The sequence below is a fragment of the Herbidospora solisilvae genome (genome assembly GCF_009901565.1).
In the GTDB taxonomy this organism is placed as follows: Bacteria; Actinomycetota; Actinomycetes; order Streptosporangiales; family Streptosporangiaceae; genus Herbidospora; species Herbidospora solisilvae.
Map to the genome: position 1 here is coordinate 1 of NZ_WXEW01000002.1, position 14002 is coordinate 14002.

13 protein-coding genes and 2 rRNA genes are annotated in these 14002 nt (G+C 70.9%); 14 read left to right on the forward strand and 1 reads right to left on the reverse strand.

All coding sequences use genetic code 11. From position 1 onward, the window contains the following. Positions 1–99 (forward strand): 23S ribosomal RNA (locus GT755_RS05735); the annotation flags it as partial. Positions 100–152: 53 nt separating this feature from the next. Then, a 5S ribosomal RNA gene (rrf, locus tag GT755_RS05740) occupies positions 153–269 on the forward strand. A 92-nt stretch (positions 270–361) separates the two neighbouring features. Here the strand turns inward: rrf and GT755_RS05745 are convergent. Continuing rightward, entirely contained in the window at positions 362–1492 is a 1131-nt protein-coding gene (locus GT755_RS05745; protein WP_161478702.1) for a folylpolyglutamate synthase/dihydrofolate synthase family protein, read from the reverse strand. A gap of 36 nt (positions 1493–1528) precedes the next feature. Here GT755_RS05745 and GT755_RS05750 point away from each other — a divergent pair, with 36 nt between their 5' ends. The 12 genes from GT755_RS05750 to GT755_RS05805 all read left to right on the forward strand — a co-directional run bounded on the left by GT755_RS05750 (position 1529) and on the right by GT755_RS05805 (position 14001). Next, the gene (locus GT755_RS05750; RefSeq protein ID WP_328794194.1) at positions 1529–2839 is read left to right on the forward strand and encodes a bifunctional folylpolyglutamate synthase/dihydrofolate synthase; all 1311 of its coding nucleotides are present in this window, start codon (positions 1529–1531) and stop codon (positions 2837–2839) included. Continuing rightward, complete coding sequence (locus tag GT755_RS05755) at positions 2839–3180, forward strand: DUF4233 domain-containing protein (protein WP_235966157.1); 342 nt, start codon at positions 2839–2841, stop codon at positions 3178–3180. The genes GT755_RS05750 and GT755_RS05755 overlap by 1 nt, the downstream gene beginning before the upstream one ends. An 11-nt stretch (positions 3181–3191) precedes the next feature. Continuing rightward, positions 3192–4724, forward strand: coding sequence for a lysophospholipid acyltransferase family protein (locus tag GT755_RS05760; RefSeq protein WP_161478704.1), 1533 nt, complete (start codon positions 3192–3194; stop codon positions 4722–4724). Positions 4725–4768: 44 nt separating this feature from the next. Further along, positions 4769–5179 carry a nucleoside-diphosphate kinase gene (ndk, locus tag GT755_RS05765; RefSeq protein WP_030454833.1) on the forward strand — a complete coding sequence of 137 codons (411 nt, stop codon included), beginning with the start codon at positions 4769–4771 and terminating at the stop codon, positions 5177–5179. Positions 5180–5363: 184 nt separating this feature from the next. Then, positions 5364–6395, forward strand: a complete 1032-nt coding sequence (locus GT755_RS05770; RefSeq protein ID WP_030454832.1) for a rod shape-determining protein — start codon at positions 5364–5366, stop codon at positions 6393–6395. Between the two features lie 5 nt (positions 6396–6400). After that, a complete protein-coding gene (gene mreC, locus GT755_RS05775) occupies positions 6401–7570 on the forward strand; it encodes a rod shape-determining protein MreC (RefSeq protein WP_161478705.1) in 1170 nt (389 codons plus the stop codon). Between the two features lie 5 nt (positions 7571–7575). Continuing rightward, complete coding sequence (gene mreD, locus GT755_RS05780) at positions 7576–8085, forward strand: rod shape-determining protein MreD (RefSeq protein WP_161478706.1); 510 nt, start codon at positions 7576–7578, stop codon at positions 8083–8085. Beyond that, a complete protein-coding gene (gene mrdA, locus GT755_RS05785) occupies positions 8082–10127 on the forward strand; it encodes a penicillin-binding protein 2 (RefSeq protein ID WP_161478707.1) in 2046 nt (681 codons plus the stop codon). Before mreD ends, mrdA begins: the two co-directional genes overlap by 4 nt. After that, positions 10127–11290: a rod shape-determining protein RodA gene (gene rodA, locus GT755_RS05790; RefSeq protein ID WP_161478708.1), complete on the forward strand. Its 1164-nt coding sequence runs from the start codon at positions 10127–10129 to the stop codon at positions 11288–11290. The genes mrdA and rodA overlap by 1 nt, the downstream gene beginning before the upstream one ends. A 108-nt stretch (positions 11291–11398) precedes the next feature. Continuing rightward, the gene (locus GT755_RS05795) at positions 11399–11650 is read left to right on the forward strand and encodes a hypothetical protein (RefSeq protein WP_062335186.1); all 252 of its coding nucleotides are present in this window, start codon (positions 11399–11401) and stop codon (positions 11648–11650) included. A gap of 54 nt (positions 11651–11704) precedes the next feature. Continuing rightward, positions 11705–13120, forward strand: a complete 1416-nt coding sequence (locus GT755_RS05800; RefSeq protein WP_161478709.1) for a tetratricopeptide repeat protein — start codon at positions 11705–11707, stop codon at positions 13118–13120. After that, on the forward strand, positions 13117–14001 hold the full coding sequence (locus GT755_RS05805) for a phosphotransferase family protein (protein WP_161478710.1): 885 nt from the start codon (positions 13117–13119) through the stop codon (positions 13999–14001). The genes GT755_RS05800 and GT755_RS05805 overlap by 4 nt, the downstream gene beginning before the upstream one ends. Position 14002 lies beyond the last annotated feature (1 nt).

Here is a 14002-nt window from a genome sequence, read left to right on the forward strand (position 1 = left end):
GGGTAAGGCCCCCGGTAGACGACCGGGTTGATAGGCCGGGAGTGGAAGCACAGTAATGTGTGGAGCTGACCGGTACTAATAGGCCGAGGACTTGACCATAAATGTTCGCGTCGACTATGCAACTCTCGAACCATAAGCAGGTTCGCTAGAGTTACGGCGGTTATGGCGGAGGGGAAACACCCGGTTACATTCCGAACCCGGAAGTTAAGCCCTCCAGCGCCGATGGTACTGCACCGGGGACGGTGTGGGAGAGTAGGACACCGCCGGACAATTTTTATACCGGAGGCCCCGATCATTTGATCGGGGCCTTCGACGTTTCACGGGGCAGGGGCCCGGCCATTCGGCCGGGCTTTCTGCGTTTTCAGAACAGGCGGTCCGTGGGGATGTCGAGGTTGTCCAGCAGGTGGCCGGTGAAATAGACCGTCCCCAGGGCCAGGACCCTGCCTCCGAGGGCCTCGACGTAGCGTGCGTCGACGTCGTCGATCGTGGTGACGTCCCAGTCGGGCGGCAGGGGCCGGGTGAAGTTCAGGTGGGTGTCGGGGAGCCGTACGAAGGTCACGGGGAGGTCCTTGAGGGCCTCGATGGCGCCGTCCAGGTCCTTGTGGTCCGGAAGGCACAGCAGGACGCGGTCGACGCCTCCCCATTCGGTCAGGGCCCGGTCGATCGACATCCGCACGCCGGCGCCGGTGATGGGGGAGTCGATGATCAGGCGTGTTCCGCCGATGTCGTGGTGGGAGAAGCGGGCCGGGAGGCGTACCGACACAGGGGTCGGCTGTGCGTCGGTCAGGTGGGCGGCGGCGGATCGGCCCAGGAGGGCGTTTCTGGTCCAGGGCGTCGCCTCGGGGGTGATCTCGCGGAGGCGGTCTCCGGCGCGGGCCTTCAGCTGGGCCCGGACGTCGGGGGACTGGGGGAGGGTCACGGCCCATTTCGTCTCCGGCGTGATGACGCCGGCCTTCTCCCGGGCGATCTCCGCCACGGTCTCCCCGAGGATGCCGATGTGCTCGGCGAAGATCTCGGTGACGGCCACCACCTCGGCGGGGAACAGGCTCACCTCGTCGGAGGCGCCGCCCATGCCCGCTTCGAGAACGAGGTAGTCGGCCTCGACGTCCTGGGCGTGCAGGACGCCGGCGAGGGTGAACAGGCCCGCCGGGGAGAGATAGCCGCCGGAGGGCGGCAGCGGGACGGAGGTCAGGCGGCTGCCCAACGCGGCCAGGTGGTCGGCGGAGATCGAGACGCCGTCGACGCGGATGCGGTCGCAGTTGCTGCGGAGTCCGGGGCTGGTCACCGTGACCACACGGGCGCCGGTCGAGGCCAGGTAGGCCGACGCGTACGTTGCCGTGGTGCCCTTGCCCTTGCTGCCGACGACGGTCAGCACCGGTACGGCGGCCACCGCGCCCACGGCCCCGGCCAGGCGCCGGGCACGGCCCAGGTCCCGGCGGGAGCCGGGGGCGCGGGTGGTCCATTCCTTGAAGAAGGCCTCGTCGGAGCTCATTCCCGACAGCTTAGGGAACGGCCCTAAGCTGAGCGGGTGACGATCCACGCTGTTGAGGCCGCGATTCGTGCCCGCGGTGTCGAATGGGACATCGATCCGACCCTCGACCGGATGGCGGCACTCGTCGATCTGCTGGGGAACCCGCAGGCGGCGTACCCGATCATTCACATCGCCGGCACCAACGGGAAGTCGAGCACGGCGCGGATGGTGGAGGCGCTGCTCAGGGAGCGGAACCTGCGGGTGGGGCGCTACACCTCGCCCGAGTTCGCCAGCATGCGCGACCGGATCTCGATCGACGGCGAGCCGATCTCCGAGGAGCGGTTCGTCGAGGTCTACGAGGAGCTGGAGCCCTACTTCGGCATCGTCGACGAGAAGTTCGGGCGGCTGAGCTTCTTCGAGGTGCTCACCGCGATGGCCTTCGCGGCCTTCGCCGACGCGCCCGTCGACGTCGCGGTGGTCGAGACGGGCATGGGCGGCACCTGGGACGCCACGAACGTCGCCGACGGCACGGTCGCGGTGATCACGCCGGTCTCGCTGGATCACACCGAATACCTGGGGCCCGACGTCGAGACGATCGCGGGGGAGAAGGCCGGCATCATCAAGCCCGGGTCGACCGTGATCCTCGCCCAGCAGCAGCTTGCGGCGGCCGAGGTGATCGTGCGACGGGCCGCCGAGGTCGGGGCCACGGTCGCGCGGGAGGGCCTCGAGTTCGGGGTGCTCGGGCGCGAGCTCGCGATGGGCGGGCAGCTGCTGCACCTGCGCGGGCTGAACGCCACCTATGAAGAGGTGCTGCTGCCGCTCTACGGCGCCCACCAGGCCGGGAACGCCGCGACCGCGCTGGCGGCCGTCGAGGCGCTCTCCACGGCGGCCGAGCCGCTCGGCGAGGAGCTCGTCAGGCAGGCGTTCGGCCAGGTGACCAGCCCGGGGCGGCTGGAGGTCGTGCGGCGCGGGCCCACGGTGCTCGTCGACGCCTCGCACAACCCCGGGGGCATGGAGGCGACCATCGACGCGATCGGGGAGTCGTTCGGGTTCACCCGGTTGATCGCGGTGCTGGCCGTCATGGCCGACAAGGACGTCGAGACGATGCTGGAACTCCTGGAGCCGATCGTCGAGGAGGTCGTGGTCACCCGGAACTCCTCGCCGCGTTCCATGGAGGTCGACGACCTGGCTGACCGCGCCAGGGGCGTGTTCGGGCCCGACCGCGTGCACGCGTCGGCGCGGCTCGACGACGCCATCGACGTGGCCGTCGGGCTGGCCGACGAGGGTGACGAGTATGGTTCCGGTGTGCTCATCACCGGCTCGGTGGTAACCGCCGGTGATGCCCGAATTCTGCTGAAGGCCGGATGATGAACTTCGATGTGACGCCGGGAATGCGGCGGCTGGGCGCCTCGGTGCTCGGCATGGAGGCGATCGTCGTCGCGCTGATGACCCCCGTCGCGATCGTGGTCGGCAAGGTCGATCCGCCGATCGCCGTCGGGGTGGGCTGCGGGCTCGCCGTCCTGTGCGTCGTCGCCGCCGGGCTGCTCAGGAAACCGGCCGGGTACGTCCTGGGCAGCGTCGTCCAGGTGCTCGCGATCGCCTCGGGATTCATGGTGACGACCATGTTCTTCCTCGGGGTGATCTTCACGGCGCTGTGGGTGACCGCGATTATCGTCGCTCGCCGTGTCGAAGGGGCGACGAAGCGCTAAAGTCGGTCGCCATGGCCGTCCCCCCATTTCAGCCAGCCCTGCCCCAGCGGGTCCGGGCGCTCGCGGTAGACGTCGTGCGTCTGGCCCGGCGGCCGGTCGTCACCGACGCCGTCGTCGCGATGCTGATCGCCGTGGCCCTGCCGCTGGCCATCGTGTCGATTCCCAACACGATCTCTCAGGTGGCGGCGCTGCTGCCGCCGGGCGTCTCCCAGATCGACATGATGCGGGCCCATGGCCTGGCGCTGCCGGTGATGCTCCTGACGGTGCCGCTGGCGGCGGTCGCCGTTCGGCGGTTCAAGGCGGCGCCGGTCCTCGTCCTGGGGCTGGCGATGCTGGCCGCCGCCGACGCCGGTGGGGGCTACGCCGACGGGCCGGCCCTCGTGGGCGTGCTGCGGGTGGTGCACGGCGTCGGGGCCGGGCTGCTGATCCCGGCGACGCTGGTCGCGGCCGGGGAACGGCGGGCCCGGCGCGGGCTGCTCGCCCTGTGGGCCGGGATGCTGGCGGTCTCGCTGGTCACCGCCCAGGCGCTGGCGCTCTGGCCGATCGACAACGTGCGGTCGTGGGCCGTGACGCTCCAGCCGTTCCCGCTGCTGACGGGATTGGCGCTCAGCCTGGCCGCGGTCTATCTGGTGCTCTGGCGGCTGGCGTGGGAGACCACGGCGGCGGCGACCGACCGGCTGCTGATCTCCACGCCGCCGGGGTCGGCGGAACGTTCCCGGTTGCTGATGGCGGCGGTCCCCTCGGCCGGGATCGCGGTGCTCGCGGTCGGCACCACCTTCGACTGGCCCTCGGGCCTGGTCGTCGCGGTGGCCGGTCTGGCGCTCGTGGCGATGCTCGGGCTGGCGGTCTCGGCGTCCACGGCGGGGGCGCGCACTCTCGGGTTCACGTGTGTGGCCGTGGGTCTGGTCGTGCTGCCGACGGCGGCGCAGGTGACCTATGTCGAGATGCCGTGGCTCGGGGGGCCGGGGCTCGACGCGATGGGCTGGCCGCTCGTGGTGTCGGTGATCGGCACGCTCGGGGCGGTCTGGGTCGCCGGGCGGGCGCCCGAGGAGAAGAGCACCAAGCTCGTGGGGGCGGGGCTGGTCGTGCTGGTCGTGGGCCTGTGCGCGATCCGGGTGCTGGTGCCCGCGGCCGACGGGCTGCTGCTGGCGGTGCCGTTCACCCTGATGGCCGCCGGTGCGGCGGTGGCGCTGGTGAGCGCGCTGCGGCTGGCCGGGCCCGTGGCGGCCCTGTTCGGGCTCGCGCTGCTCTTTCCGGCCATGCTGGCCGGGTTCCTGCTCGGTACGGGCATTCAGGTGACCTGGTTGCGGTCGGCCGCCCCATCGGGGATGGCGACCTACCAGGGCATGGTCGACGGGTTCGTCGAGGCCCTTCACGTGTGGGCGCTGGTCGGCGGGTTCGGCGTGGTGCTCGTGCTCGGGCTGTCGGCGTTGTCGGCCCGCCGGGCCAACCGGGTGGCCGCCGCCGAGGAGCCCAAGGTGGTCGTTCCCGCGCCGACGCCGTCGCCCGAAGTGATTGCCGAGGGTGACGAATCCGACCGGTAAGCTTCCCTCGGATTCCCACGAAGCCTTCACAAAGGAGTGATCCCGTGTCCGAGCGCACGCTCGTCCTCATCAAGCCGGACGGTGTCCGCCGCGGCCTCATCGGCGACGTCATCGCCCGCATCGAGCGCAAGGGCCTGACCATCGCGGCCATGGAGCTGCGTCAGCTCGACGCCGAAACCGCGAAGACCCACTACGCGGAGCACTCCGAGCGGCCGTTCTTCGGCGAGCTGGTCGACTTCATCACCTCCGCTCCGCTGGTCGCCCTGGTCGTCGAGGGCCCGCGCGCCATCGAGGCCTTCCGAGGCCTGGCCGGGCTCACCGACCCGGTGAAGTCGGCCCCCGGCACCATCCGCGGCGACCACGCCCTGGAGATCGGCGAGAACGTGGTCCACGGCTCCGACTCCCCCGAGTCCGCCGCGCGGGAGATCAAGATTTTCTTCCCCGACCGGTTCTGAGGAACCCTCCTGAAAGCCCCGGCCACGCCGGGGCTTTCTTGCGTTTTCGCCGCCTGAAAGCCCGTGACCAGCGGATTTATGCAAATGGGGTGGGGTCGGTGTGCTCGGCGTTGGGTACGACCCGTTACGATTCGAGTGCGATGCGTTACTCCCGCTAACCACCTGAAGGAAGGCCTCCTTCCCTATGGGCAGCCACTTTGCTTTCCTGGGCCGCGACATGGCGGTCGATCTCGGCACCGCCAACACCCTGGTCTACGTGCGGGGGCGCGGCATCGTGCTCAACGAGCCGTCCGTCGTGGCGATCAACACCTCGACCGGCCGCATTGTCGCGGTCGGCATCGAGGCGAAACGGATGATCGGCCGTACGCCAGGCAACATCGTCGCGGTGCGACCACTCAAAGACGGCGTCATCGCCGACTTCGACGTGACGGAGCGCATGCTCCGATACTTCATCCAGCGCGTGCACAAACGGCGGCACTTCGCCAAGCCACGCATCATCGTCGCGGTGCCGAGCGGCATCACCGGCGTCGAGCAGCGCGCCGTCAAGGAGGCCGGCTACCAGGCCGGCGCCCGGCGCGTCTACATCGTCGAGGAACCCATGGCGGCGGCCATCGGGGCGGGCCTGCCCGTCCACGAGCCGACCGGCAACATGGTCGTCGACATCGGCGGCGGCACCACCGAGGTGGCGATCATCTCGATGGGCGGCATCGTCACCAGCCAGTCGATCAGGGTCGGCGGCGACGAGCTCGACCAGGCGATCATCACGTACGCCAAGAAGGAGCACTCGCTCATGCTGGGCGAGCGCACCGCCGAGGAAGTGAAGATCGCCATCGGTTCGGCGTGCGCGTCGGCCGAGGAGCCACAGGCCGAGATCCGCGGCCGTGACCTGGTCAGCGGCCTGCCGAAGACCGTGGTCGTGTCGGCGAGGGAGATCCGCGAGGCGATCGCCGAGCAGGTCAGCTCCATCGTCGACGCGGTGAAGTCGACCCTCGACAAGTGCCCGCCCGAACTGTCCGGCGACCTCATGGACCGCGGCCTCGCCCTGACCGGCGGCGGCGGCCTGCTCAAGGGCATGGACGCCCTGCTGCGTGAGGAAACCGGCATGCCCGTCCACCTGGTAGACAACGCGCTCGACTCGGTCGCGCTCGGCTCCGGCCGGTGCGTGGAGGACTTCGACGCCCTGCAGCAGGTGCTCGTGCCCGAGGCGAGGAACTGAGAACGATGAAAGACAGCCGCCGCTCCCGTCTGTTCCTCGGCCTGCTGCTGGCCGTGGCCCTGGTCCTGATCACGGTGGACCACCGGAGCGAGAACACGCCCGTGTTCGGGCCTCTGCGCACGATCGTCACCTCGGCGTTCGGCACGGTCGAGCGTGGGGTCTCCACGATCACCGAGCCGATCGGCGGCTTCGTCGGCGCGCTCGCCGGCGCGCAGGGGTCGCGGGAGCAGATCACCAGCCTGAAGGCGCAGAACGCCGAGCTGGAGGGCGAACTGTCCTCCCAGCGGATCGACAAGCGCCGCTCGGCCGAACTGCAGGCCATGCTCGGGCTGTCCGGCCTGGGCGGTTACAAGGTCGTGCCGGCACAGGTCGTGGCGCGCCGCGCGTCGCCCGGCTTCGAAGACGCCGTGGAGATCGACGCCGGCACCGCCGACGGGATCAAGCCCGACATGACCGTGCTCAACGGTCAAGGGCTCGTCGGGCGGGTGGTCCGGGCGACCACGTCGACCGCGACCGTCGTGCTGCTGTGCGACCCGGCCTCCTCGACCGGGGCCCGGATCGAGAACAGCGGCGAGCTGGGGGTGATCAGCGGCCTGGGCGCCAACGGCAACTCGGGGCGGCGGATCATGTTCCGGCTGCTCGACTCGACCCTGCCGATCACGGTCGGCACCCGGCTGGTGAGCTTCGGCTCGCAGCAGGGCGTGCCCTATGTGGCCGGGGTGCCGATCGGCGTGATCGAGAAGGTCGAGGCGACGCCGGGTGAGCTCACCCGCACCGCCTACGCGAGGCCGTTCGCCGACCTCAGCTCGGTCGACGTCGTCGGCGTGGTGGTCGAGGGGCCGAAGCGCGATCCGCGTGACGCGCTCCTGCCGCCGGCGCCCAAACCCGCGGCCAAGCCGAAGCCCAAACCGAAACCCGCGACCACGGCGCTGCCCGGCCAGCAGGCGCCGCCGCAGGTCGCGCGGCCCGGCGTTGTCACCCCGGAGACCGGCCCGGCGAACCAGGCCCCCGCTGACCCGGGGAACACGGCGCCGGAGAACACCCAGGATGGCGACGCCGCTCCTGAGAACACCGCTCCTGACAACACCGCTCCTGACGACACCGCTCCGGGTGACACGCGGACGCCCGGCGGGCGCGACGGCGAGACGTCCATATCGGACGACGAGGCGGCGTGATCTGAATGCCCCGGATCCTGCTCACCACGCTGCTCGTGCTCACCGCCCTCGTGCTGCAGGTGACGGTGGTCAACCGGCTGCCGCTGTCGGCCATGCCCGACTTCGTGCTGCTCGTGGTGATCGCGCTGAGCGCGATCCGGGGGCCGGTCGCCGGGGCGACCATCGGGTTCTTCGCCGGCCTGGGCGCCGACCTGCTGCCGCCCGCCGACCACGCCCTGGGCCAGCACGCGCTGGTCCTGTGCCTGGTCGGCTTCACGGCGGGGCGGTGGGGCGAACGGTGGCCGCTGCTCACCGTCGCGGCGTGCGCGGTGGGGGCGCCGGCGTTCGCGCTGGCGGTGAGCGGTCTGCTGGGTGATCCGGGAATCGATATGCGGACGTTCGAGGCGGTGTGGCCCATGGCGGCGCTGGTCAACCTGCTGGCCGCGCCCGTCGTGGTGTGGGCGGTGCTGAAGGTGTGCGGGCCCCGGCCCGAGAAGGCGACGGCGGCGGCGGTGCCGGGGTGGAGGCGCTCATGACCCGGATGCGGACCCGTTTCGTGGTGCTCCACGTGGCGGTGCTGGCCCTGCTCGTCGTCCTCGGCGTGCGCCTCTACCAGGTGCAGGTCGTGCGGGGGCAGCAATACGTGGCGAAGGCGACCGAGACGCGCACCCGCGCGGTCATGGTGCCCGCGCTGCGCGGCCAGATCCTCGACTCGACCGGGCGGCCGCTGGTGCGGAACCTGACCCGGCTCGTGGTGTCGGTCGACCGCACCCAGTTGGAGCGCATGCCGCGCGGCGGGCAGGACGTGCTGGAGAAGCTCTCCGCCGTGCTCGGCACTCCGGTGACCAAGCTGCGGGAGCGGCTGCGGTCGTGCGGGCCGGGCGTCAGCCGTCCGTGCTGGACGGGCTCGCCCTACCAGCCGATCCCGGTCGACGACCGGGTGACCCAGCGCGAGGCGCTGACCATCCTGGAACGCCAGGAGGAGTTCCCCGGAGTGACCGCGGAGGTCCAGGCGCTGCGCGACTACCCGGGCGGGTCCGACGCCTCCCAGGTGCTCGGTTACCTTCAGCCGGTCACCCAGGAGGAGCTGGAGAAGCGCCAGGGCCTCAAAACGAGCTTCTCGGGTGTCGACCTCGTGGGGCGCGACGGTCTCGAGGCCGTCTACGACCACCAGCTGCGCGGCACCCCCGGCCTGCGCCGGGTCCAGGTCGACCGGATGGGCAAGGCGATCGGCGTCGAGCAGCAGGTCGCGCCGGTGGCCGGCGACACCCTGATCACCAGCATCGACGCGCGTGTCCAGTCGATCGTCGAGAAGGCGCTGGCCGACGCGATGAAGAAGGCGCCCCAGGCCGACGGCGCCGCCGGGGTCGTGCTCGACGCGCGCAACAGCCGGGTGATCGCGATGGCCAGCATGCCCAGCTACGACCCCCGGGTCTGGACGGGCGGCATCTCCGAGAAGGAATACCAGACGCTGCTGTCGGAGAAGGCGGGCAAGCCGCTGGTCTCCCGGGCGATCAAGGGCACCTTCGCGCCGGGTTCGACGTTCAAGGTCAGCTCGGTGTCGGCGATGGTCGCCGACGGCTACCCGCTCAACGGCACCTACGACTGCCCCGGCTCCTACATGGTCGGCGCGCGGGCGTTCAACAACTTCCGGGGCATCGGCCTCGGTCCCATGAACCTGCACACCGCCCTGGTGAAGTCGTGCGACACGATCTTCTACCGCGCGGCCTACGAGATGTGGCAGCGCGACGGCGGCATGCAGCCCAAGGCGACCGCCAAGGACCCGATGGCCGCGATGGCGCGCGCCTACGGCTTCGGCAAGCTCACCGGCGTCGACCTCGTCGGCGAGTCGCCGGGCCGGATCCCCGACCGCTTCTGGAAGAAGGAGTTGTGGGCGGCCACCCGCAAGACCAACTGCAACCGGGCCAAGACCGGCTACCCCGAGGTCAAGGACGCCGGCCGCGCCGCCTTCCTCAAGCAACTCGCCTACGAGAACTGCCTGGAGGGTTTCCAGTGGCGTCCCGGTGACGCCGCCAACTTCTCGATCGGCCAGGGCGACGTGCTGGTCACGCCGCTGCAGCTCGCCAACGCCTACGCCGCGCTGGTCGGCGACGGCAAGCTGCGCAGCCCGCGCATCGGCTGGGCGCTGATGCGTCCCGACGGCAGCTCGTCCAAGATCATCGACTCGCCCGTGATCGGCAAGCTGCCGATCGACAAGAAGACCCGCGACTACATCAGGAACGCCCTCAGCGAGGTCGCCTCCGACGGTACGGCCGCGGGCGCCTTCGGCGGCTTCCCGATGGACGTGGTCCGCATCGGCGGCAAGACCGGTACGGCCGAGGTCTACGGCAAGCAGGACACCTCCTGGTTCGCCTCGTTCGCGCCCACCAAGAACCCCCGTTTCGTGGTCGTCGCCATGGTCTCCCAGGGCGGCATGGGCGGTTCGGCCGCCGCCCCGGCCGTGCGGCAGATCTACGAGGGCATCTACGGCCTGAACAAGCAGCCGGCGGCCCTGCCCGCCGGACGCCCGGCCGAGCACCTGCCGGTCATCGGCCCCGACGGGACGGTGAAGCGCTGATGTCCGCGCCGATCACCCGGATCCGCAAGCGGTCGCTGGCCAGCCGGGCCATCGGGACCGACGCCGCCGTCTGGCGGATGGACGGCCTGCTGTTCGTCTCCGTGGCCGCGTTGTGCACGATCAGCACCCTGCTGGTGTGGTCGTCCACCCGCACCTGGACGGCGGTCGAGCCGACCGGCATGCTGAAGAAGCACCTGCTCATCCTGTGTGTCGGCGCCGTGTTGTGCGGTCTTGTCTCGATGGTCGACCATCGGCGGCTGCGGGCCTACGCGCCGGTCGCCTACGCGGCCGGGCTGGCCCTGCTGGCGCTGGTGATCACGCCGGTCGGGTCGACCGTCAACGGCTCCCACTCGTGGATCATGCTCGGCGGCGGCTTCGGACTGCAGCCCTCCGAGCTGGCCAAGCCCGCGCTGATCCTGCTACTGGCGATGTTGTTGTCGGAGCCCGCCGAGGGCACCGACCGGCCCCGGCCGCTCGACGTGGCGCTGTCGCTGGCGGCGGCGGCGCTGACGATGGGGCTGGTCATGCTCCAGCCCGACCTCGGCACCACGATGGTGCTGGCGGTGATCACCGGCAGCGTGCTGGTCTTCTCGGGCATCCGCAAGCGCTGGATCGCCCTCGTGCTGGTCGTCGCCGTGGTGGCGGCGGGACTGGTGTGGTTCCTGGGGCTGCTGCAGCCCTACCAGGTCGCCCGGTTCACCGCGTTCATGAACCCGGCCAGCGACCCGCGCGGCTTCGGCTACAACGCCACCCAGTCGCTGATCGCGATCGGCTCGGGCGAGATCTACGGCAAGGGGCTCTTCCAGGGCGGGCAGACCACCGGCCGGTTCGTGCCCGAGCAGCACACCGACTTCATCTTCACCGTCGCGGGCGAGGAGTTCGGCTTCCTCGGCGCGATCACGGTGGTGGTCCTGCTGGGCGTGGTGCTCGTCCGGGGGATCACGATCGCGCGGCAGTGCGACGACCGGTTCGGCGCGCTGGTCGCGGCGGCGATCGTCTGCTGGTTCGCGTTCCAGACGTTCATCAACGTCGGGATGACGATCGGCATCATGCCGATCACGGGACTGCCGCTCCCGTTCGTCTCCTACGGAGGAACCGCCACGTTGGCCAACATGATCAGCGTGGGGATGCTCCAGGCCATCCACAGCGGGCGGCGTACCTGAGAGTGGTCCGCATGAAGGTGCGGCGGGCTCTCACTGGTGCCGCCACGGTTCGGCGAACACTCTGGGAACGAACCTTGAATAGGCGGTGACTCCGCAGACGGAGGAAGCGTGACCCCGGACGACGAGGCGCGTGAGCGAATGCGCGCGTTGGACCTGCTCCGCAAGGCCTTTCCCGATTACCGGATCGTTTACGGCAACGGCCGGTGGGCCGCCGCGGCGGCCGGCAACCCGCCGATGGTGTGGTTCGCCGACACCCCGGGCAGCCTCTGCGGGCAGTTGTTCATGGCCCAGGTCCGGAGCGGCGGTGAGGTGGGCCCTTTCCGGACGGGCCGTGAGAGCGGCTCGCAGGCTGCGCGGTGACCGTTTCGTGACGATCGCGACGCTAGCGTGGCACCGTCCCCACCTGGAGAGAGCATGACCTACTCCGCCCGCGGCGCCGACCGTTCCGCCATCCAGTTCGCCTCGGCGATCCGCGACCGCACCCTCGCGGCGCTGGGTGAACCGCCCTCGACCGCGATCATCCACCAGATCGCGGAGGAGATCCACGCCGGTTCCCCGCAGACCTCACGCCTGAAGTGCATGCGGCTGGCCAACGGCTGGACCGTCGAAGAGGCGATCGAGCGGTTCCACGGCATGTGCGACCGGGCCGGCATCAAACGGCGCGGCCTGTCCGAACGCTCCTGGCGGGAGTGGGAGGCCGGGGCGCGGCCCGACCGTGAGTACACCGACCTGCTGTGCCGGCTGTTCGAGACCGGCCCGGTGCAGCTCGGCTTCGCCCGCGACTACACACCCGAGGAGGCCCGCCGGGCACACGCCGCGGCCGGCACCGCCGACCCGGTCGAGGACGCCGCGCGCGAGGCCAGCGAGCACGCCGAGGAGGTCGAGAACAGCGAGCTCGGCGCGGGCGCGCTGGAACGTTTACGCACGCAGGTGGTCTGGGTGGGCCGGCGCTACGTCTGGGAGTCGCCGCTCCCGCTGTTCATCGAGATGCGGGTGTTGCAGGAGCAGACCCGCAAGGCCCTCGACCGGCGCATCCACCCCGGACAGGCGCAGGACCTCTACTTCCTCACCGGCGCGCTCTGCGGCCTGATGGCCAACGCCAGCATGGACATGGGCCGCCGGCTGCCCGCCGACACCCTCGCCCGCGCGGCGTGGACGTACGGCCGCATCGCGGGGAACACCTCCCTCATGGGGTGGTCACGCGGGATGCAGGCGTCGGTGGCCCTGTGGGACCGGCGTTACGAGGACAGCTTCCGGTACGCCGGAGACGCGCTCACCCATCTCAACACGGGGTCGGGCGGGGCCCGGCTCTACATGCTCCGGGCCCGGTCGGCCGCGATGCTGGGCCGTACCGAAGAGGCGCGGGAGGCCCTGCTGCGGGCCGAGGAGGCGCGCGCCCGGGGCGGCCGCGACGAGCTCCACGACGAGATCGCCGGGGAGTTCGCCTTCCGGCCCGCCAAGCAGCACTACTACGCCGCCGTCACCCATCTCCATCTGGGCGACGCCTCCCGGGCGATCCAGGAGGCGGCCGAGTCGATCGCCCTCTACTCCACCGACGAGCGGGAGAACCGCTCCTACGGGTGCGAGGCCATGGCCCGCGCCCATCTGGCCATCGCCTACGTCATGGAGGACGACCAGGAGGGCGCCGAGCAGGCCGTGGCGCCACTGCTCGAACTGCCTCCCGACCGGCGCATCGACAGCCTGGGGGCCACCCTCGCGGCCAGCCGGTCGCTGGTGTCCGACCGGATGGCCCGCCAGATCGAGGGGTTCTGCTCCGTCGGCCTCACCCACACCGTGGCCGCATCCGACCAGCGGAGGCTCTCCCCGTGACCGTCCCCCTCGTCGCCGGAATCCCGGGAGCGCTGATCGAGGCCTGCCGCGAGGCCGGTCTGAGCTCCGCCGGGGCCCGGCTCCTGCGCAGCTTCGCCAACGTCGTCTACCACCTGCCGGAAGAGGGTCTGGTGGTACGCATGGCGACCGCCACCACGCCCGGCAAGTACGACCGCCTGGTCACCTCCATCAAGGTCACCCGGTGGTTGTCCGCGCAGGGCTTCCCGGCCACCCGGCCCGCCGAGGTCCGTCAGCCCATCGCGGTCGACGGCCACCTGGTGACCTTCTGGCACTACGAGGAGCAGGACGGCCCGCCCCCCGGTCCCGTCCCGCTCGGCCTGCTGCTCCGGCGGCTGCACGCGCTGCCGCCGGTGCCGTTCGACCTGCCGACCTACGACCCGTTCGGGACCATCAGGCGGGCCATCGCGGACGCCCGCGCGATCGATCCCGAAGAGCGCGAGTGGCTGACCGAACGGTGCTCGGCGCTCTCCGACGCCTATTACGAGCGGCTGGAGTTCTCCCTGCCGTACGGACTCGTTCACGGTGACGCGCACCGGGGAAACCTGCTCCGTACACCTGGGGGCCACCTGCTGTGCGACTGGGACTCGGTGAGCGCCGGGCCACGTGAGATCGACCTGGCGCCGACCATGGCCGGGGTCAGGTTCGGTCTCACCGAGGCGCAGCGCGACGGATTCGTCGAGGCCTACGGCTACGACATCCGCCACTGGGCCGGTTATCCGGTGCTGCGCGACACCCGGGAGCTCCAGACCCTGACGGCGCTGCTGAGGAACGCCCACCTCGACCGCGAGGCCCTGGGAGTGCTGCGGTTCCGGCTGGCCTCGCTCCGGGCGGGCGACAACCGGACCTGGCGCGCCTTCTAGC